14 protein-coding genes are annotated in these 19,829 nt (G+C 66.8%); 7 read left to right on the top strand and 7 right to left on the bottom strand.

Annotation, left to right across the window (positions count from 1 at the left end; translation table 11 throughout):
* The first annotated feature begins 36 nt into the window (after positions 1 to 36).
* The gene (locus F0U63_RS40305) at positions 37 to 1,248 is read left to right on the top strand and encodes a twin-arginine translocase subunit TatC (RefSeq protein ID WP_395838818.1); all 1,212 of its coding nucleotides are present in this window, start codon (positions 37 to 39) and stop codon (positions 1,246 to 1,248) included.
* Positions 1,249 to 1,302: 54 nt separating this feature from the next.
* The gene (locus F0U63_RS40300) at positions 1,303 to 2,388 is read left to right on the top strand and encodes a potassium channel family protein (RefSeq protein WP_395838816.1); all 1,086 of its coding nucleotides are present in this window, start codon (positions 1,303 to 1,305) and stop codon (positions 2,386 to 2,388) included.
* A 58-nt stretch (positions 2,389 to 2,446) separates the two neighbouring features.
* On the opposite strand, the gene F0U63_RS40295 is transcribed toward F0U63_RS40300, so the two are convergent.
* Complete coding sequence (locus F0U63_RS40295; RefSeq protein ID WP_395838814.1) at positions 2,447 to 6,145, bottom strand: choice-of-anchor A family protein; 3,699 nt, start codon at positions 6,143 to 6,145, stop codon at positions 2,447 to 2,449.
* A 340-nt stretch (positions 6,146 to 6,485) separates the two neighbouring features.
* Here F0U63_RS40295 and F0U63_RS40290 point away from each other — a divergent pair, with 340 nt between their 5' ends.
* Complete coding sequence (locus F0U63_RS40290) at positions 6,486 to 6,914, top strand: DUF1810 domain-containing protein (RefSeq protein ID WP_395838812.1); 429 nt, start codon at positions 6,486 to 6,488, stop codon at positions 6,912 to 6,914.
* A gap of 34 nt (positions 6,915 to 6,948) precedes the next feature.
* On the opposite strand, the gene F0U63_RS40285 is transcribed toward F0U63_RS40290, so the two are convergent.
* On the bottom strand, positions 6,949 to 7,398 hold the full coding sequence (locus F0U63_RS40285; RefSeq protein ID WP_395838810.1) for a hypothetical protein: 450 nt from the start codon (positions 7,396 to 7,398) through the stop codon (positions 6,949 to 6,951).
* 704 nt (positions 7,399 to 8,102) lie between these two features.
* Here F0U63_RS40285 and F0U63_RS40280 point away from each other — a divergent pair.
* Entirely contained in the window at positions 8,103 to 10,121 is a 2,019-nt protein-coding gene (locus F0U63_RS40280; RefSeq protein ID WP_395838808.1) for a DNRLRE domain-containing protein, read from the top strand.
* Between the two features lie 142 nt (positions 10,122 to 10,263).
* Here F0U63_RS40280 and F0U63_RS40275 read toward each other — a convergent pair whose 3' ends face one another.
* From F0U63_RS40275 to F0U63_RS40265, 3 genes are all read right to left on the bottom strand, one after another.
* Positions 10,264 to 10,641 carry a hypothetical protein gene (locus tag F0U63_RS40275; protein ID WP_395838806.1) on the bottom strand — a complete coding sequence of 126 codons (378 nt, stop codon included), beginning with the start codon at positions 10,639 to 10,641 and terminating at the stop codon, positions 10,264 to 10,266.
* Entirely contained in the window at positions 10,632 to 12,134 is a 1,503-nt protein-coding gene (locus tag F0U63_RS40270; protein WP_395838804.1) for a phosphotransferase, read from the bottom strand. Before F0U63_RS40270 ends, F0U63_RS40275 begins: the two co-directional genes overlap by 10 nt.
* Positions 12,135 to 12,387: 253 nt before the next feature.
* Complete coding sequence (locus F0U63_RS40265) at positions 12,388 to 13,281, bottom strand: SDR family oxidoreductase (RefSeq protein WP_395838802.1); 894 nt, start codon at positions 13,279 to 13,281, stop codon at positions 12,388 to 12,390.
* A gap of 939 nt (positions 13,282 to 14,220) precedes the next feature.
* On the opposite strand from F0U63_RS40265, the gene F0U63_RS40260 reads away from it, so the two are divergent.
* Positions 14,221 to 15,738 (top strand): class I adenylate-forming enzyme family protein, encoded by a 1,518-nt coding sequence (locus tag F0U63_RS40260; protein ID WP_395838800.1) that lies wholly within the window; start codon positions 14,221 to 14,223, stop codon positions 15,736 to 15,738.
* A gap of 45 nt (positions 15,739 to 15,783) precedes the next feature.
* On the opposite strand, the gene F0U63_RS40255 is transcribed toward F0U63_RS40260, so the two are convergent.
* Entirely contained in the window at positions 15,784 to 15,969 is a 186-nt protein-coding gene (locus tag F0U63_RS40255) for a DUF952 domain-containing protein (RefSeq protein WP_395838798.1), read from the bottom strand.
* Positions 15,970 to 16,060: 91 nt separating this feature from the next.
* Between F0U63_RS40255 and F0U63_RS40250 the strand changes: the two genes are divergently transcribed.
* A complete protein-coding gene (locus tag F0U63_RS40250) occupies positions 16,061 to 17,866 on the top strand; it encodes a hypothetical protein (protein WP_395838796.1) in 1,806 nt (601 codons plus the stop codon).
* Between the two features lie 15 nt (positions 17,867 to 17,881).
* Here the strand turns inward: F0U63_RS40250 and F0U63_RS40245 are convergent, their stop codons facing one another.
* Positions 17,882 to 18,628, bottom strand: coding sequence for a pentapeptide repeat-containing protein (locus F0U63_RS40245; protein WP_395838794.1), 747 nt, complete (start codon positions 18,626 to 18,628; stop codon positions 17,882 to 17,884).
* Between the two features lie 370 nt (positions 18,629 to 18,998).
* Here F0U63_RS40245 and F0U63_RS40240 point away from each other — a divergent pair, with 370 nt between their 5' ends.
* A complete protein-coding gene (locus F0U63_RS40240; RefSeq protein ID WP_395838792.1) occupies positions 18,999 to 19,808 on the top strand; it encodes a hypothetical protein in 810 nt (269 codons plus the stop codon).
* Positions 19,809 to 19,829: the final 21 nt, after the last annotated feature.

Genomic DNA, 19,829 nt, shown 5'->3' with positions numbered 1-19,829 from the left:
CCCCCGAGATCCGTACCCGTGGAAAATGACCTTCGGATGAGTTTGATGGAGCACCTGTCGGAGCTCCGTTCCCGCCTGATCAAATGCATCGCCGCGGTGTTCGTCCTCGGGGCCGTGTCGCTCGTGTTCGCCCGGCCCATCTTCGGCCTGTTGATGCGGCCGGTGCTGGATGCGCTGCCCCCGGATGGGCGCGCGCTCGTCTACACGTCGGGCATCGAGGAAATCAACGTCCTCATGAAGGTGGGCGTCTACTGCGGCATCTTCCTGACGACGCCCGTGCTCCTGTGGCAGATCTGGGGCTTCGTGGCGCCGGGGCTCTACCCCGAGGAGCGCCGCTACGCCTCGCCGTTCGTGTTCATGGGCACGCTCGCGTTCCTGCTGGGCGGACTGTTCTGCTACTTCGCGGTGCTGCCCTCCATGTTCCAGTTCCTCCTCAACGAGGAGGAGAGCACGGCGACGGCGCAGCGGCTGGACGTGGGGCGGTTGAGGGCGGACGACGCGCTGCGCTTCTTGAGCATCGGCGAGGCCGAGCGCGCGGGAAGGCTCGCCCAGGAGACGAGCGCGGCGCTCAAGGCGGACGGCGCGGGGGCCATGCCGGAGGCCTCGCGGGATACCTCGGAGAAGGTGGAGCTGGAGGCGCGGCTGAGCGGACTGGGCCGGCTGGTGGACGCGGCGGCGCAGGGCTTCAACACGGTGCCGGCGCGCGTCGTGCTGCGGCAGACGGTGGAGAAGCGCGCGGAGGCGGTGGAGGCGTACGCGAAGGAGGACTTCACGGCCTCCAGCCGGGCCATGGACGAGGCGGCGAGCCTGCTGGCGGGCGTGGCGCCCTCCCGGGCCGAGGAGCTGGCGGGCCTGTGGCGCCTGGAGAAGGAGCTGGCGCTGGGCAAGGCGCGCTACGTGGCGCAGGCGTGGACGCGGCCGATGCTCACCATGGAGGAGCAGTTGTCGCTGGTGCTGCTCCTGCTCCTGTCCTTCGGCATCATCTTCGAACTGCCGATGGTGATGGCGCTGCTGGGCGTGGTGGGCATCATCAAGGCGAGCTTCCTCATCAAGTACCAGCGGCACGCCTTCGTCGTGTGCCTCATCCTGGCGGCGATCCTCACGCCCACCGGTGACGTGGTGAACCTGTCGCTCATGGCCGGGCCCATGCTCATGTGCTACGAGATGGGCGTGATCGCGGTGTGGCTCATCGAGCGTCGGCGGGCGAAGAACGCGGCCGAGACGGGCATCACCCCGACGGGCGCCTGAGCCGGGGCCCGGCGCGGGTGGCCGGAGCCGGGGGGGCGTGCTAGGCACGGGGGCGTGTTGGTGACTCCCCCCCGCCGCCGCCGTCTGGCCAATGACTTGCGCTACCTCGTGGCGCTGCTGCGCCGCTTCCGCCCCACGGTGCTCATGGCGGTGGTGCTCTTCGGCTTCATGCCCCTGGTGTACCGCTGGCGGCACGTGGGGGCGGACGGGCACGGGGTGAGCCTGGGCAAGGCGCTGCGCCACGTGTACTTCCTGCTCTACGGGCAGCCCTCGCTGGATGTGGATGACACCCTGTTGATGGTGCTCGACATGGTGATTCCCCCGGTGGGCATCGCCGTGCTGGTGGACGGCGTGGTGCGCTTCGCCTACCTCTTCTTCGCCAGGCACCGGCAGGACAAGGAGTGGTTTGAGGTGATCGCCGAGACGATGAAGGGCCACGTGGTGGTGTGCGGCGCGGGGCGCGTGGGCTACCGGGTGGTGTCACAGCTCCGGGCGCTGGGCCGGGACGTGGTGGTGGTGGAGAAGCGCGAGGAGGCGGCCTTCGTGGCGGTGCTCCGCGACGAGCAGGTGCCGCTGCTCATCGACGACATCCGCAGCCAGCAGTGCCTGCCGCGCACCAACGTGAAGGAGGCGGCGGCCATCGTCTGCGCCACGGATGATGACCTGGCCAACCTGAACATCGCGCTGGATGCCCGGAAGGTGAACCCGAACATCCGCGTGGTCATCCGGCTCTTCGATGACGACCTGGTGGCCAAGGTGCGCGACACCTTCAAGGCCGAGGCGCTGAGCAGCTCGTCGCTGGCGGCCCCCGCCATGGCGCTCGCGGCGTTGGATCCCCGCATCATCCACTCGTTCCGCATCGGCACGCACCTGATGGTGGTGTCCGTCTTCGAGGCGCGCGAGAAGCTGCCGGGCATGACGCTCGCCGAGGTGCGCGACCGCTTTGGCGGCCTGGCCCTGGCCATGCGCCGGCACGGGGGAGGGGAGGAGCGGCTTCATCCCCCCGGGAGCACCCTCATCGAGCCGGGAGACCTGCTGACGCTCCAGGCGGAGTACGAGGACTACCGCAAGCTGCGCGACTTCACCCTGGAGACCGAGGCCCCGGTGTTCGCGCCCCCCCGGCCCGAGTCGATGTCCTGAATCCCCTGAAAGGAGCCGAAGGGGCCACCTGCGTGGAGGGGCCCCTTCGGCGCTTTGCTCAGGGGCAGAGGTCGCGGTCGGTCAGCGGGTTGAGGTGACCCGAGGACTCACCTGTCAGTGACACGGCGTAGAGGCCGCCCTTCCAGGAGCCCTGGTTGAAGGTGACACGCGCGTTGGGCGCCAGCAGCGTGCCCTGGATTCCAATGCGGCTGGCGTCGATGCGGGTCGCATCCACGAAGTTGAAGATCACATCCCGCGGATTGATGCCGCCGCTGTACTTGATGCCGAAGCTGGGGAGGGAGACCGAGGCGCCGCGGATGTTGACCACGGCCAGTGAGCCGGCCGGCGCGGTGAGGGAGAACAGCGAGATGCCGTTGAAGGCGCTGGCGTTCACGTCGAAGACGTTCGAGGACGGATTCGTGCCGTTCAACATGATGGCGCCCCACGACTTGATCGTCGTCGTGCCGTTGGCCGGCGTGCGGCCGAGCTTCGAGGACAGGTCTCGCAATTCCGCGAACCGGGCCACGAAGTTGATGGGGGTGCCCTGCGTCGCGTGGCCACGCCGGTAGATGACGCTCCTGTCGGTGCTGTAGCTGCCCCCGTACCAGACGTCTCCCCAGACACCGCCGCGGGAGAGGGCCAGGTTGCCGCCGGCGACCAGCATGTTGGCGGTACCCTCGCTCGGCAGCTCGTCGCCCACGGAGAAGTCCGTCAGGGTGATGTCGCCACCGGCCGCCAGCTTGCCCGCGATGTAGTGACCCCCGGTGTAGTTCTCGAGCAGGAACAGGTTGTAGTCGCTCAGGTGGATGTTCACACAGCAGGACTCCACCGTGAGCTGGCGGGCCGCGGTGCTCACGTGCCCGGCGGGGTCCGTCACCGTATAGGTGACCGTGTACTGGCCGGCCTGGGATTGATTGAGGTTGCTGGTGACGACGATGTTCGAGGTCACGTCTCCGGCGCAGACGTCGACGGCCGTGGCGCCCGGGTCCTGGTAGGGCGTGCCGCGGCACTCGAGGACGGAGGGCCCGGGGTTCAGGCTGATGACCGGGGCCTGCGTGTCCTGGACCTTCACGGTCCGGTCACTGGAGGCCGTGAGACCCACCCCATCCGTGACTTCGTAGTGGACGGTGTAGGTGCCAATGGCCGAGCTGTTCACCCCACCGGTGGTGACGATGGCGGAGGTCAGATCCCCGCTGCAGATGTCCGACGCGGTCGCGCCCAGCTCCAGGTAGGGGTTGCCGCACTCGAGCGTCACCTGGGAGGAGCCCACCAGCCGCAGGTCCGGAGGCGTGGTGTCCACCACCGTGACGGTGAAGGTTCCGCTCGCCACATTGCCGTGACCGTCCTGGGCGCCGCAGGTGACCAGGGTCGTGCCCAGGGGGAACGTGGTGCCGGACGCCGGCGTGCAGGTCACTGGAACCGTTCCGACGACCGCGTCGGTTGCCGTCGCGGTGAAATACGCCACGGCGCCCGCCGAGCTGGTTGCCTCGAGAATGAGGGGAGCGGGCAGCTGCAACACGGGCGGCTGGAGGTCGAAGAGGCACTGGCCCTGTGCGCTGCAGTAGTTGCCGGTCGAGCAGTCGGCGAGCGTCTCGCACCGGGTGAGGCAGGCGCTCGCTCCGCACACGAAGGGATCGCAGGTGGAGGTGGTGGGGCTGGGGCAGGAGCCGCTGCCGTCGCAGGAGGCCGCATGGGTTTCGGTATTTCCCGAGCAGCTCGCCTGCCGGCACACGGTGTTCGCGGACGGATAGACACAGCTCGTGCTCGCGCCGTTACAGGTGCCGCCACAGAGGGAGCCATCGGACGCGCACGCCGGGCGGCCACCCACCGGAGCGCCGGTGACAGGTGAGCACGTCCCTACCAGGCCCGGGAGGTTGCAGGCCATGCACTGCTCCGTGCAACCGGTGTTGCAGCAGACACCATCCACGCAGGAGCCGCTGAGACAATCATTGGCGCTCGAGCAGGTTTTCCCATCAGGTGCTTTCGGCGAGGAGAACTGGGCGGTGAGCACCGTGTCCGAGGTGACGAGGAAGTTGCACGGGTTGGCGGCGCCGGTGCAGGCTCCCGTCCAGCCGACGAACGTGCTGCCCGGGGCCGCGGTCGCGGTGACACTCACCAGGGTGCCCTCCATGAACTGAGCGGTCGCCTGGGTGCAGTCCGTGTCGCAGTCGATAGCCACCGGGCTGGTGACGACCCTGCCCGTTCCATTGGAAGCAGAGGCCTTGTTCACGGTGACCTGGTACAGGCTTCCAATCGAGTCGGTGTCGACGCCCTGGTTGTTGGTGGGGTCGTTGTCCACCACTCCCGCGGGGGCGGTGACAGAGGCCAGGTTGGAGAGGCGGCCACTTCCCGAGCCGTTGACGACGGTGGCTCTCAAGGTGAAGACCGCCTTGGCATTGACCGGCAGGTTGACCGTCGCGTCGATGTTGCCCGTGCCCGCCGGCGTGGCGCAGGCTCCACCGCCAGGCGTCGTGCAGGTCCAGGTGGCGGAGGTGAGCTGCGCGGGCAGGGTGTCCGTCACGCGCGCGCCCGTCACCGCCGAGGGCCCATGGTTCGTGACCTCGATGACGTACTGAACGGGCTGTCCCCAGGTGACCGCGGCGAGGCCGTCACTCTTGGTGAGCGACAGATCCGCGTACACCACGCCGCGGGTGATGAGGGTCTCGACCAGGGGTCCGATCAACGGCGAAATATTGTCGGCGCGAACGGTGTAGCTGCCATTGCTCACGCTCCCCGTGGCCGTGGGCGCAATCTTCACGGTGAGCTGGAAGGTCGTGCTCGCGGTGGGATTGAGCGCCCCCACGTTGCAGGACACCGTTCCCGTCGCGCCGACCGCCGGGGTGGTGCAGGTCGCGCCCGGCGCGTTGAGCCCCACGAAGGTGGTGTTCGCCGGCAGGGGCTGGGTGACGATGACGTTGGCGGCGATGCCCGGGCCAGAGTTCTTCACCAGATAGGTATAGGTCAAGGGGTCGCCGGCATTCGCCTCGGCGGGGGCACTCGCGGCGATCGACAGACCTGGAAGGAAGGCACCGAAGCTGTCCACATACGCGTGGCCGTAATGGCCAGACTGGGAACAACCGGCGGCGACCACCGTGAGTTCAACCTGGTCCCCGATGTCGAGGTTCGCCGCCCCGGGGGCGACATCGAAGATCTGCCAATCCGTGTAGAGCACCTGGGTCGACGGATCCGTCTTCCAGGGGACTCCGGGCTGGTTCGCGTACGCGAACTTCGAGAACAGCTGCTTGTTCTTCGAGGCATTGCGGACCACGACGTAGAAATAGGGCTGCTGGGCGGCCGTGTGCCCTGGGTTCTCGAGGACGGGCGCGAGCGCGAAGCGCAGGTGCACCTTTCCATCCGCCGGATCGACGTCCGCGTTGGTGATGCTGAAGGTCTGACGCAGGCTGTTGGTGTTCCTGCTATTGCCCTGGCTGTTGACCACCGCGGACCACCGGCCATATTTGGGATAGCGAAGCGTCGAGCCCGCGCTGAGTCCCACTGGAATCTTCGTTTCCGTCTCACCCCCCACGGCGGCGGTCCGGATCGCTCCTCCGGAGCTGAGGTTCAGATCGGAAAGGGTGGCCGGAGGAATGGCCCTCAAACCGCTGACATTGAGGTTCGTACTCACGGACCAGCCGCTCAGGGTGCCATCCTCGAAGCCGCCATTGGCCACCAGCGGCGCTTCGAGATGACCGAGCGTGGGTTGTTCGAGAAGCGCGCTGTCCTGCGCATCCGGCTCCGCGGCACACCCCCACAGCAACAGGGTGGTCGCTACAAGGAATAAGGTAGAAGAAGCAACGGACGGGTGTCTGCTTGGTGTCATGTATGAGCCCCCCCCTACTGATCCGGCGCGAGTCGCTTGCGTGGGCGCTAATGGCTAGCTTCAGTCAGGGCGCGAACATAGATCGCAGAACAGAGAAATAAGTCAACAATTTACCAGAAGGGTGGAATCGCGGCCCGAAGGGTTCGCATGCCAAGTAGTCCACTCGATTCCTTGTCTGGAATTGATTGCGCGTTGTTGAGGTTTTTCCCATCCAGCATGGGTTGCCGCGTGCGTGAGGCCCTTGTTCCTCCGCCGCGTGCGTGCGTAGCGTCAGGGCATGAACGACGATCCTCACGACCTCGCCCGCTTCGTGCGCGCCCAGGATGACGGTGGCACCTATGATCGGGCTCTCGCGGAGCTGCGCCGCGGACGCAAGACCTCGCACTGGATGTGGTTCGTGTTCCCGCAGATCGCCGGCCTCGGCCGCAGCGCCATGGCCCAGCGGTATGCGATCGCCTCGCTCGACGAGGCACGGGCGTACCTCGCGCATCCGACGCTGGGGCCGAGGCTCATCGAGTGCGCGGGGGTCGTGGCCGGCACGTCCGCGCCCTCCGCGGAGACGATCTTCGGTGACATCGACGCGCAGAAGCTCCGCTCCTCGATGACGCTGTTCCTGCGCGCCGACCCGTCGCGGCCGGTGTTCCAGCGGGTCCTCGACGCCTTCTTCGGCGGGACGGCCGATGAGGCGACGGACCGCCTGCTCTGACCTGGGCGGCTGACGGGGCGAGAGCCCCGTCACCTCATGTGCCGACCCAGACTCCGCTGTTCCCGATCTCCGCCTTCTTGAGGTCGGCGAAGGTCGCGTACTCCTTGGGCGCTTTGTGGTTGTAGCTGTCGTAGCTGTACCACTTGCCGTTCTCCTGGCGAACGGTGAAGAAATGACCCTTGTCGGTGTTCGCGACGATGCCGACTCCTTTCTGCTGGAGCGCGGCGTCATTGCCTTCCTTCAAGCCGAATTGCCCCAGGGTGGCGGGATCATTGCCATCCAGCACCATCGCGAGCGCATCCTCCTTGGGGAGGCCAATGTCCGTATAGACGCTGGTCGCCTTGTCGATGAAGGCATTCTTGGTCACCTTCCCGTCGGTGAAGTGATGCAGCGCATAGAAAGCGCAGAGCTTGTTGTCGGGATGCGTGTGCGGCTGCGCGAGCCATTCATGCTTGACGGCCTTGGATGAGCCACCGTACCCCACGGAACTGGTCGATACGTTGTACGCGGCCTGCTGCTGGGGCGAAGGGGGTTTGCCCTTGGCGTAGGGGTTCTGGTACGCCGGCGCCGGCTGGCTGAACTGGGTGGTGTGCTGCTGGGTGGGAGGGGGGGGGTCGGTGTCGCCGACGGGCCCTGCGCAGGTTTGGGGAGGGCCGCTCCACCCACCGCGGCACTCTGTGCCGGCTTCGGGGATGAAGGGATCTTCGGAGCACTACTGTTGATCTTCGGCATTCGATTTCCTGATATGTCGTTGTCGCCAGCTCCTGGGGGCTGACAGACGGGGGGACAATGAGTGTAACCGGTTCGCCCTCTATACCACCGCCGTACTGGTTCCCGGGAAGGGGTTCAAGTGTGGACTGGGCGGACATTCGCAGGTGTGATACAAACGGGGATGTATCCCTACCAGGTCCGTGGGAATGCCAGCACGTCGCTCTTGTCTGCTCACCTGGGGAGCAGGCGAACACGCGCCGGCAAAACCAGTCATGGGCTTGCTTCTTGAGCACGACCTTCCCTGGGTCCAGGGAGGTGCCTTCCGGTGCCCTCCATTTGCCCCTGTGTGGGAAGGCCGCTTCTCCACGCCGTGCGTCGACGCGTGGGCTGGGCGCACAACTCCAGGGACAGGCTTTCTCCAGCCACCGGCACCGGGAGTGCAATCGCCTCCGGGGGGCATCCGTCCGGGAGGCGTACATGCGTTGGACTCAGTGGTGGAGGGGGCTGGGGCTGCTGCCCGCCCTGGGGTGGGTGGCGGTGGGGTGTGGGGGCGTCGCGGAGTCCGAGGCACCGGGAACGGCCGCCGAGGTCATGATGCAGTCGGTGGAGGCACGGACGGCGGCGGAGGACTGCAAGCCCATCACCCTCTACACGCAGAGCGGCTACGGACCGAGTCACGACACCTACGTGGTGGAGGACTCGCCGAACATGAACTACGGGGCCGCGACGAAGCTGGTCTCGGATGGCGCTCCCCGGCAGGAGACCTTCCTGCGCTTCAACGTCTCTCGGGACGAGCCCATCGTCAGCGCGAAGATCCGGCTGTTCGCCAAGGCCGGTTCCTCCAATGGCCCGGCCCTCTACGCCACCAGCACGCAGTGGGACGAGAACTCCCTCACCTGGAGCACCCGTCCGGCGCCCGTGGGGGGGCCGCTGTCCAACCTGGGGGAGATCACCTCCGAGACCTGGGTGGATTACGACGTGACCGCCGCGGTGAAGGGGCCGGGCGACTACGCCTTCGTGCTGCTTCCCGAGGGCGGCGATGGCGTGGAATTCGGCTCGATGGAGGACACCCGGCCCCCGCTGCATCCGATGCTCATCCTGCAGCATGCCCATAGCGAGTGCACCTACCGCGGCACCGGCGGCACCGTGTCCAAGGTCTTCCAGAAGGGCGGCGCGGGAGACGAGCAGGTGCAGGTGATGGCCACCGACGGCACGGGGGCCTTCGTCGTCGCGGGGACCTATACGGGCAATGGCTCGCTCGGCGGGGCGACCTTTCCCGGCCAGGGAGGGCTGATGCTCGGCCGCTTCCGCGCGGATGGCTCGCATGAGTGGTCTCGCGCGTACCCGCAGGCGGCCGCGTCACTGACCGCCACGGGCGTGGCGCTGACCCCACTGGGCAACATCCTGGTGGTGGGCACCTACGCGGGCTCGCCGGACCTGGGCACCGGACCGTTCCCCTCCACCAGCGTGTGGTACCCGGGCACCTTCATCGCCAAGTTCTCTCCGAGCGGCCAGCTCGTCTGGGCCAGGGGGTTCTCCGCGATCGTCAACGCGGCGGAGGGGGATGCCGGTGCCATCCGGGCGCAGGCGGTGGCGACGGATGCCAATGGCAGCCTCATCGTCACCGGGTACTTCTACGGCTGGACCGACCTGGGCGGCGGGGAGTTGTTCGCGGGCCTGGGCAGCACGGCCTACGAGGAGCCCGCCCCGGGCATGTTCATCGCGAAGTTCTCCTGGGAGGGCGAGCACCTCTGGTCCCGGGCCTACTCGGGTGGCAACTCGGGAGCGGAGGGCCAGTCGCTGGCGACGGACAGCGCGGGCAACGTGCTGCTCGGAGGCTACGTGAGTCTCTCCAACGTCGAAGAGGACGTGCTGGGGGCCACGGGTCCGCGCAACCCGCTCATCGCGAGGTTCTCCCCGGAGGGCGTGCTCCAGTGGGCGCGCGTCCTCCATGGTGCCAGCGGACGGGTGACGGGTGTGGCGGCACTGCCTGGAGACGCGGTGGCCTTCGGCGGCGACTTCATCAAGAGCTTCACCTTCGGCGGCCAGACGGTGTCCAGCGCGGGGGCCGGTGAATTCGACGGCGGCGAGGAGGACGTGTTGCTGGGAGTGCTCGAGGCCTCGGGCGCGGACCGCTGGGCACGCCGGTATGGCACCCTGACCGGTGAGTACGTACGCAGGATGGTGGTGGACGCCTGGGGGAACCTCCAGGTGGTGGGCGTCTTCAGGGGACGCTCGGACGTGGGCGGAGGCACCATCGGCGCGAACTGGCAGTTGGCGCATGGCTTCGTGGCGAGCTACGGGCCCAACGGGGCGCACCGCTGGTCCCGCGCGCTGGCCCCGGACCTGGACACTCTGGACCCGGTGCTGCTGGCGGTGACTCCGGAGGGCGCCACGCTCGTGGGTGGCACGTACCTGGGCACCGTCCAGGTGGAGTCCACCCGCTACGGCCCCTCCGTGGGGCAGGACCTGCTGCTGCTGAAGCTGGCGCCCTGAGGCGCCCCTGCTCGAAGGGGCGCCAGGGCCGGCGTTGGTGCGTCTCACTGGACGTCCTGACGTCCGGACTGGGTGCGGGCACCCCTGCATCGTCGGGTGCCGACGCCGGCACGGAGGCGTCGGCTGAACGCTTCACCCTGTGTCAGGTGGCCGCGAGCTTGCCGGCGGGCGCATCCACCTTGTCGCCGGGTACCTTCGGTACGTGAAAGACAATCAGCCGCACCTTGTGGGGCACCGGCACCGCGCCGTGCACGTCATTGGGCTCCAGCACGAGCAGATCTCCGGGCTGAAGGTGGAGCAGCGTGCCATTGACCCAGTAGTCGGCCGCATCGAGGAAGTAGAAGATCTCGTGGAGCGACTGGTGGTGGTGCTTGCTCTCGGTGAAGTTCGCGGGGTGCTCGACGAACAGGATGGCCGTCTGGTTCACCGGAACGTTCACCGGCAGGTCGAGCAGGGGCAGGACGACCCGCCCATCCGGGCGATGCCCGGGCACCACGTCCGCACAATGCACTACACGCATTCGGCTGCATCCTTTCTGTCGGTCCACGGGTCCAACGGGGCGGGGGCCGACGTGAGATCCGCGTAGAGGCTGTTGATGAGTTCGAGCCCGCGTGCGTAGCAGGCGAGCGCGACCGTGTCCTGCTGATCCCGGGCGATGTGGAAGGGCATGACGCTGCACATGTGGGCGGCCTCGGCCAGACGCACCTTGAGCAGCCAGTAGGGATCGCCCTGGCTCCACCCGGTGGCGGTGAGCCAGGATCGGATGCGCTCGCGCACCCTGCGGTAGAACGCCACCATGCGCGGCGAGGTGAGGGTGTAGTTGATCTCGTCTCCCTGCGCCTCGACCCGCACGTGGCCATCGTGGATCAGGTCGTACATGGAATTGACGGAGTGCCAGATCTTCCCCAGGTCGTACGCCACGTCGTAGCCGTCATTCCCGCGGGGATCGATCAGGTAGAAGCGGTAGCTGTTCCTGTCGATCAGGATGTTGTCGAAGTGCGGGTCTCCATGGGTGCGCACCAGATGTTTGGGCGTCAGGATGCGCAGCGCATGCTGGTTGTGCGCCAGGGCCGTGACGAGCTCGTGGACGTTCCTCAGCCACACTCCGTTCACCCGCACCTTGTCGGCGCTCCACAGCGCCTGCCGCTCCGGAAGCGCGCTCGCGGTCTCCGCGAGTCTCTCCTCGATGCGGCGCAGATGGGTGCGCCACACGTAATCGCCAGGCGCGGGTCTCTGGCCGACAGGATGGATGTCTTGCTTGAGGACGGCGAGGACCCGGCACGCCCACCTCGCCGCTTCCGCCTCGTCGATCTGTCCGGAGAGGATGAGCCGGCGCAGCGTGGGGAGGTGGTGGTAGGTGAGGTCCATCGAGACGCCGTACGGTTCGATGCGGTGCTCGACCACTTCCGGGAAGTGCCGGCTCGCCGGGCCCTCCAGGCCGCGCAGCCAGTGGATCTCCTCGGTCAGCTTGCCGCGGCCGACGCCCATGGCTTCCTTGCGGACGGTCCGGCGCCCGGACGCGGCATGCAGCCGCAGGTACGTGCGGGCGTACGAGCCGCCGGCCAGTTTGTTCTCGACGACGGTTTCATTCCCGTGGATGTCCCGGGAGAGCACGGCGCCCCGGAGCCGGATGCGGCGTGACAGGAGGCCGATCGCTCCAGGCCAGGACAGCAGGAAGTCGCTCTCCTCGAGGGTGGCGCACAGATCCGGCCGCTCCTCGCCTGTCAGGAGGATGGCTCCGAGGTAGCTCCCAGCGATGGCGGTTCCAAGGCCGTCCAACTGCAAGGAGGTTCGGCCTTCCTGTTGGGCCGCGGCCTTCGCCGACTTCCCGCCCTCCACCGGGTCGCCCACCAGCACGGTGGCGGTGGTGAGGTTCGCGAAGGTGTGCAGGACCTCCGGCCGGATGGTGCAGGAGCAGTCGAAGATCAGGACGTTGCCGACGCCGCACCGCAGCGCCTCGGCCAGTGTTCGGGAGCGCTCCTCTTCGTCCGCGGGCGATGTCTGTTTCACCATCTCCGGCCACGAAGTGCATTCGCAGATCCCTGTCTCCTTTGCTTCCGAGAGGATCGTGATTCGGTTGACGAGGCCATTCAGGACGGCCTCTCGCATGCGGTCCACCACACAGATGTGGGTATCGGGGTGTCGCGGGCAGATGGTGTTGCGCACGATGACTTCCAAGCAAACCTCCCTTCGCCAGAACAGAAATGGGGGGACGGGGGCCCCTGGCGGGCCCGCGTCACGTCGCGTACGAAAATGCTGGGATGGCTTACGCCTTCCACGCTCCACCGAGCGATCGCACGTAAGCGGCGGCGCGCTCCGAGACGCCGGGGGGTGGAGAGATTCCCAGCCGCTGCAAGCGGTGGGTGTGCAGCCAGGGGCGAGCGGGTTTCCTCGGTCCCGAGGTCTCCGGCGGGGCGGGAACGGGACGCAGCAGCGAGGACGGCAGGCCCGCGGCCTCCGCCAGCTTCACCCCCCAGGCGTATTTCGTGAGGCCTTCCTGGGTGGCCACGTGGAGAATGCCCTCGAGTTCCTCGTCGATGGCGCGGGCCAGCACCGTGGCCACGTCGTAGGACCAGGTCGGCTGTCGCTCGAAGTGATCGTCGAGCTCCACGGGCTTGCCCTGCTCCAGCGACCGGAGCATGGCCTCGATCCATGTCGGCTTGCGGCCTGGGACCGGTCCTCCATAGAGGACGGGAAGGCGGACCATCAGGTGGTGGGGAACCCGGGCGGTGTGCTCCTCTCCACGCAGTTTGGTTGTTCCGTAGATTTGCAGCGGCCGGGGCTGGCTGTCCTCGGTATAGCCATGACCCGAGGTGCCATCGAACACATACTCGGAGGAGATATAGACGAGCTTCGCTCCATGCTCCGCGCAGGCCCTCGCGACCTGCTCCGTGGTCTGGGCATTCAGCCGGTACGCCATGTCCGGGTCCCGCTCGCACGCCAGCACGTCGGGACTCGCGATGCAGTGCACGCAAATCTCTGGCGTATGGGTCCGGAAGAACTGTTCGACTTGACTGGCGTTGGTCGCATCGATCCGGTGAAGCGGGGCGCGGTCCGAGCCGTGGGACCAACCGAGCACGTCATGCTTCGCGCCGAGTACCGCCAACACGTGGCTGCCCAGCATGCCGCTCGCACCAGTGACAAGGATTCTTCGAGACATAATCGTTTGTTTCTCCACGGCGGCGCGAGGCATCCGCCGAGGCTCGCGGGCCCTGCGCCGCGCCAGATTCGGCGGGTCGGCATCAGGAACCGCATGAAGAACAAGGGGGAGGTGAGCCGGTCAGACCCACCATGTCTTCCAGACGTGAGAACGTGATGCGTGATTCGAGAAACAGCAAGCCGCGCATTTGTCTCGCTCGAAGAGCAGGTCTTCAAGCGAGGAGAGCTGCGCGTGTTCGAGGGGAGGGGGCGTCCCGTGCGAGGGGAATAATACTGAATCCCTGAACAAACGGCAATGTTTAATCGCGCCTGTCCGTTATCGCGGAGCCAGGAACGGCTTTGCTCTCCAAGATTGTTTTATTGTGAGAAAACCAGGCATGAGCTGGATGTTTGCCAGGCGTATTTACTCTTTGACTGACTGTAAACCGGTCCCGCTCCGAAGGAAAAGCTGTCATGGCCCGGGCGGAAGGAAAGGGGAGGTATCCATTCCCTCGTGAGTTCACATTGATTTCACATCCATGCCCAGGGGCCCTGGGTGGCCCGCTGTCCGGACCGACGCATACCCCACGTGCAATCCCTCTCACCTGGGGACAGTGGCATCCCACTTGTCGAGTTGGTCGCCAGGGGCACGTTCGACTTCCGCCGCGGACCTGCCTCGGCAGCTAGATGCGAGGGGAGACGCCACGCACGAAGCTCAGCACGAGGACGAAGTGGAGCGCGCGGGCGGCGAGCGTCAGCGCATGGATGACCTCGTATCGACGCGCCGCGAGACTGACAGCTGTCCCGCTCCCCGAGTCCCCAATCGTTACCGGGTGATGGGAATACGGGAGGGTTGCTTCTCCCTGCTTGAGAAAACCTTGGACGCGCTGCTCCTCCCGGCGATTCCCGGCGCAGGGGTTGAGCGTTGAAGTCCCTGGAGCGCTGTCCCATAGTGGTTCGCATGACCGACATCATGTTTCCCCAAACCGTTCTCGATCGGATGCGTGACGACGGAGACCGGATCTGGTTCGAGCACGGAAGCCGGGTGGTCACCGCGGCCGAGCTCCTGCGCACGACCCGGCGCGTGGCCTCGGGCCTGCGGGCCGCCGGTGTGGGACCGGGCTCCGGCCTGGCCGTGTCCGCCAGCGTCACGCCGGATGCCTTCGCGGCGATGATGGCGGCCTGGGCTCTGGGCGCCCGCATCGCGGGGATCCGTCCGGGGTTGACGTCCGGGCAACTGACACACCTGCTCGGCGATCGCGTCGACGCCCTGCTCATCGATCCAGCGAACAACACCGCCGAGATGCGTGAGGCGGCCGGGAAGCTGCCGGTGCTGTGCCTCGGCGCGGCGCCGGACCTGCCGGATATGCTGGCCGCGGCGGACGATGGGGCGCCCCTACGGGCCTCGGGACGGCCAGGCGACGTCGCCCGGATCATCTATACCAGCGGTAGTACCGGCAATCCCAAGGGAGGCGTCCAGACGTACGCGGCGATCAGCCAGGATTGGCCGGCCTACCCCGAGCTCTGGAGTCCCACCATCCGCGAGATGGCGTCCGGGATGCAACGCCATCTGCTGTTCGGCACGCTGAACAGTCAGGTCGCGCTGGACTACGCGCTGGTGGCGCTGCTCTCAGGGGGCACTGTCGTCATCCCGGAGACGATGGACTTGCGGCCGTTCTTCCCGACCGTGATCGCCCGCCACCGCATCACCAGCAGCATCCTGAGCGTGCCACGGCTCTACCAGATGCTCGACAGCCTGCGCACGGACCCGGTCGATGTCAGCAGCCTGCGCACCCTCATGGTCTCCGGCTCGCCGTTGAACCCGCAGCGCTACGCCGAGGCGCTGCGGCGGCTCGGCCCGGTGGTCTTCCAGGGCTATGGCCAGACGGAGGCGGGTCTGCTGACGATGTTGACGCCCCGCGAAGCCCTGGCGTCGAAGGGGGCCCTGGAGTCCGTGGGCCGTCTTCATCACAGGGTGAAAGTGGAGGTTCGCGGCCCCAACGGCGCCCAGATGCCACCTGGAGAGGTGGGCGAGCTGTTCGTCCAGACGCCCTACCAGGCGTCGGGTTACTGGGCGGATCCGCAGGAGGCCGCCGAGGTGTTCGTCGAGGGTTGGATTCGCACCCGTGACCTGGGCTACGTCGACGGTGACGGTTATGTGCACCTCGCGGGCCGGGCGCGCGATGTGATCATCGTCAACGCGAATGTCTATTACGCGGGCCCCATCGAGCGGGTGCTCGCCGAGCACCCCTCCGTCGATCAGGCCTACGTCGTCGGCAAGGATGACGAGCAGACCGGGGAGGCGGTGCACGCCTTCGTGGTGCCGCGGCCGGGCGCGCGGCTGGACGTGGGTGAACTGCGGGACTGGGTGGTGAGTCGATTGGGGCAGGCCTGCGCGCCGCGCACCGTGACTTTCATCACCGAGGTTCCCGTCGGGCCGAGTGGTAAGCCGAACAAGCGCGCGCTGGCCAGTCGCTGACGGCGGAAGTCAGGGGCGGGATGGGAGCCCCGCGAAGGGTGGGGCTCACGGCACCTCGTTGGGGAAGACATGCTGTCCGTCTTCGCCCAGCGGCAGTGCGACCTCCGACAACACGGCCGACATGGGCAGCGGGCCGTACAGGTGCGGGAACAGTCCCGGGCGACGGCCGCCCGAGGCTGGCTCCCAGCGCAGTGCCGGGCCCAGTGCCGCCGCGTCGGGCTGCATTTGCACTGGGTCGCCGCGGCCTACGAGTGTGCTGGCGGTCTCTTGCCTTCGCGTGTCCGCATGGGGGATCGTGGGGGCGCTGTCCAGGAGATCCTCCATGGCCCCGCCCGTTGCACAACAGACGGCTGTCCGCGTTGCTCCCGTGTCCCACAAGCAGCCCGCCCGGGACGTCATCAGCATCGTGGTCATGGTGGGCGGTACGGTGGATCCGATCAACAGCGATCCCAAGGCCCGCTCCGCCAGCTACCGCAATCCCAGGGTTGCCGCGCCCCTCGATCCCAAGAAGGACAACGATCCGGATTGGTACTGGGGTACCAATAGACTGCTCCGAGAAGAATTGGAGAAGCTCCAGAAGAAGTACCGCAGCCTGTACCTCTTCATCGCCCATGGATGGACCGGCGACAACTCGCCCACCAACCGACGTATCGCCGGAGCCTATCTCGCGGATCGGTTGTGTGGAGGCAATGGCGAGCAGGCCTACTACAAGGGCTTCCTCCAGAGCGAGGTGTCCATCCACCTCATCGGGCACTCGCATGGCGGCAACGTCATCAACGAGTTCACCCACCGGGCCGCCACCTCCAAACAGTGGCCGAAGCAGTGGAAGATTCGCAGCATCACCTACCTGTCCACGCCCTTCTTCAAGCGGCTGCATCCGGTGGACACCGGCGCCTTCGACAAGGATTGCCGCGTCCTCAATGTCTACTGCAAGTACGACCTGACCCAACGTGTCATCGCCGACTTCTCGCTCTTCCCCCTCAATGACGTGCTCCAGCAGGTGCGCGCCTCCGAACTCGTGGAGCGGATCGCCCAGGTGAAGTTCGACACCGGGCGCCTCCAGAGCGCCATGCTGTCCGTGGATGTGCAGCTCACCGGGAAGAAATGGTACCAGCTCGATCCCAAGCTGCTGATGGATGCGAAGGAGGGCAAGAAGCTCTACGAAGGGGTGCTCTCCACCTTGAAGCAGCTCCACGCCGTGTTCGACAAGGCGCGGCAGATCGTCGACAGGCTCCACCAGGGCATCGACTACCCGGTGCCCAAGGAGCTGGACGCGAAGCTGACGAAGCATCGTCAGGTGATGAGCGACGCGCTCGCCTCGAAGTTCCGCCTCCGGCTGGACGAGATCGAGCGAGGGCTGGACAAGACGGAGAAGGCCTTCCAGGCTCGCCTCAAGAGCGGCAAGTTTCCGCACCAGGGCTTCTTCGAGGATCTCCACGTCACCGCGTTCCTGCTGCCGTTGGTCCGGTTCCTCTCGGTGGACCGTACCAGCCTGAAGGGGCCACTGTGGGACCTGGTGCATGAGCTGCTCAGGGAGCAGATCCACGAGTTCGACAACACGGGGACCTCTCCCTCCGCCCAGCTTCGGGGGACGCCGTTCGCGAACCGGATCGTGGACCTGCCCATCACGACCGAGGATCTGCTCTTCGGCAAGGGCAAGGATGCCGCCTTCGACAAGTTCATCGCGCGGCTGGAGGGCATCGAGGCTCGCTACGCACAGTCCCCCGCTCAGCACGCGCTGATGGACCTGCTCTTCACGCTCATCGCCCAGATGGAGCCGTTGAGGACCGTGGTGTCCAAGTGGGCAACAGCGGTGGATTGGTACGAGGGCATGGTGCGCAGCCAGGCCTGGGTGAAGTCGAAGCTGGGAACCCAGACCGATCAGGACAAGCTGGTGCTGCGGTTCGTGCAGACGCTGGAGAGCTACGCGCTCATCTTCAAGGACCGGGACTGCGGGTCGATGCAGGTGGATGATCCGAAGATCAAGCTGGAGGAGGGGGATCCGCCACTGGGCAGCATCCCCTACCTGGCGATCAAGGCGCACTCCACCAGCCGCATGAAGCTGTACCCGAAGGTGAAGACGGCCCTGGAGGGTCAGTTCAATACCCTGCCGCGTGCGGGGGGTTGATCAGGCGCGTGCCGATCAACGGGAGCGGGTGGGGATGCACCGCCCCACGGAGTCCTTGCCGCACTTGCTCTCGTCGGTCCAGGAGGCACCCGACAGCCGTGCCTCCGTCAGGTCCGCCCCCTCCAGGTTGGACAGTTCCAGATTGGCATCGCGTAGATCCGCGCCTCGGAAGATGGCTCCCGCGAAGTCGCAGTTCGCCAGGGTCGCATCCCGGAGGTTTGCTCCGGAGAGGTCCGCGCGCCTGACGAGCGCGCCTCCGCCGGGGACATCGTAGAGATGCCGCTTCTTCGAGCGGCGGTAGGGTCCGCTCTGTCCGTAGAGGCTGCTGTCCTCCAGGTTGACGCCGCGCAGGTTGGCGCCCTCGAAGTTGACGGACTCGAGGTTCTTGGCGTTGCGCAGATCCACCCCCTCCAGGGTGGCGCCCTGGAGTTGAGCGCTCAGCAGCCTGGCATCATCGAGCCGAGCCCCGCGCAGGTCCGCCCGCCGCGCGTCCACGCCCTCCAGTCCGGCCTCGGTGAGGTCGGCGTTGCGCAGGTTCGCGCGAGTCAGCACCGCGCCCATCAGCGTCGCGCCCTTCAGGCGCGCCCCCTCGAGGTTCGCGCCCTCCAGCGAGGCGTCCTTGAGATCGCACCCCTCGCACTCGCGCGTCTCCAGCAGGCGCCGGACGGTCTTCTCGCGCTCGCTGAGGCACCCGGACAGGGCGGGGGCACCCAGCAGGAGGAGGAGGGAGAGCAACCGGCCGTGGCACACCTGGAGTCGCATGATCCCGGAGTCTACCCCGTTCCCTCGTGCGTCGCTTCCGGGCTCGCGACCCCGGCCGGGTGGCGGATGAGCCTGCCCTCACTCGCGCCACCCTGCGCATGCGCCCAGGATTCACACGAACCGCAGGAGAGCCACGTCATCGGGGCAAGCCCACCGTACTTCAGGTAATTACGTCCCTCCAAGCGTGGGCTCCCCTCGGAGAGAAGGACAGGAAGACGAGCCATGGCGCGAGAGCTGGACGTGAAGCAGTGGCGGGACGCATTGGTCGAGGCATGCGAGAACGGGGATGGTACTCGCGCGAGAACGCTCGTGTTGCAGCCGGGCCCTCGCAGGGCCAGGGCTTTGCTGGAAGGCATGCTGGAAGACCCGGATGCGCTCGTACGGCAGGTGGCGAGTTGGGGCCTGGGCGATGGGCGGCGCGGCCAGTGCCAGACGCCTGGAGCAACAACTGCCCATCGAGGAGTCCCGCCGGGATCATGACGGGGCCTCCGTCGTGGAGGCCATCACCCAGGCGTTGGGTCGTATCAAGGAAGCGGGTTCACGGGCGACTTTGGTGCGCAGGCTGCAACGGTTGGTTCCTGGCAGGGACACTCTTTCGGAGGTCAATCCGTTGGCCCGAGCCCTGTGGCGCCACCGCCATCCCGACCTGTTACCGAGTATTCGCGAAGCGTTGGAGCAACTCGACCTGTCGGAGTTGAACTCCCTGCGGGGGTTGCGACTACTTCTGGAGAAGTCACCCGAGGAACTTCGCACGTGGGCCCAGGACATGTCGGTGCCCGTGAAGGACAAGACGGAAGTCCTTACGGTGCTCGAAGAAGAGGTGCCCGACGCATGGATGCCTACTCTTTGCGCCTTTATCTCCACGGCGGAGGCCATGGTCGATGATGCGGTGAGCCAGGATGGAGAGGCTGCGTACTTCTGCGAACGCTTGCTGCTCCTCGTACTTGGGCAGGAGCGACTCCTTCCAATGGTTGCTCCTGAAGTCCGCTCTGGTTTGCGCATGCTGGCCCGGAGACTGCTCGCTGCCACGTCTCTTAACTGTGCCACGCGAGCAGCCAGCCTCCTGGCGTTGATAGGCCAGCCGGAGGATGTGGCTCTCCTGGAGAGACACCGTCCGGCGGAGCCGATTCTGGCCAGGCTCTTCGATGAGGCGGCCCAGGTGCTGCGCCGCATCCAGTAAAGAGAGGGCTCAACGCGACCA

The organism is Cystobacter fuscus, assembly GCF_044360685.1.
GTDB lineage: Bacteria > Myxococcota > Myxococcia > Myxococcales > Myxococcaceae > Cystobacter > Cystobacter fuscus_C.
This window is presented reverse-complemented; position numbering and strand designations above follow the sequence as displayed.

Excerpts from the sequence above, each read along its gene's own strand:
- F0U63_RS40245 (WP_395838794.1), bottom strand. The coding sequence starts at position 18,628 with ATGCGACTCCAGGTGTGCCACGGCCGGTTGCTCTCCCTCCTCCTCCTG.
- F0U63_RS40280 (WP_395838808.1), top strand. The coding sequence starts at position 8,103 with ATGCGTTGGACTCAGTGGTGGAGGGGGCTGGGGCTGCTGCCCGCCCTG.
- F0U63_RS40250 (WP_395838796.1), top strand. The coding sequence starts at position 16,061 with ATGGCCCCGCCCGTTGCACAACAGACGGCTGTCCGCGTTGCTCCCGTG.
- F0U63_RS40240 (WP_395838792.1), top strand. The coding sequence starts at position 18,999 with ATGCGCTCGTACGGCAGGTGGCGAGTTGGGGCCTGGGCGATGGGCGGC.
- F0U63_RS40290 (WP_395838812.1), top strand. The coding sequence starts at position 6,486 with ATGAACGACGATCCTCACGACCTCGCCCGCTTCGTGCGCGCCCAGGAT.
- F0U63_RS40265 (WP_395838802.1), bottom strand. The coding sequence starts at position 13,281 with ATGTCTCGAAGAATCCTTGTCACTGGTGCGAGCGGCATGCTGGGCAGC.
- F0U63_RS40260 (WP_395838800.1), top strand. The coding sequence starts at position 14,221 with ATGACCGACATCATGTTTCCCCAAACCGTTCTCGATCGGATGCGTGAC.
- F0U63_RS40270 (WP_395838804.1), bottom strand. The coding sequence starts at position 12,134 with ATGGTGAAACAGACATCGCCCGCGGACGAAGAGGAGCGCTCCCGAACA.
- F0U63_RS40305 (WP_395838818.1), top strand. The coding sequence starts at position 37 with ATGAGTTTGATGGAGCACCTGTCGGAGCTCCGTTCCCGCCTGATCAAA.
- F0U63_RS40275 (WP_395838806.1), bottom strand. The coding sequence starts at position 10,641 with ATGCGTGTAGTGCATTGTGCGGACGTGGTGCCCGGGCATCGCCCGGAT.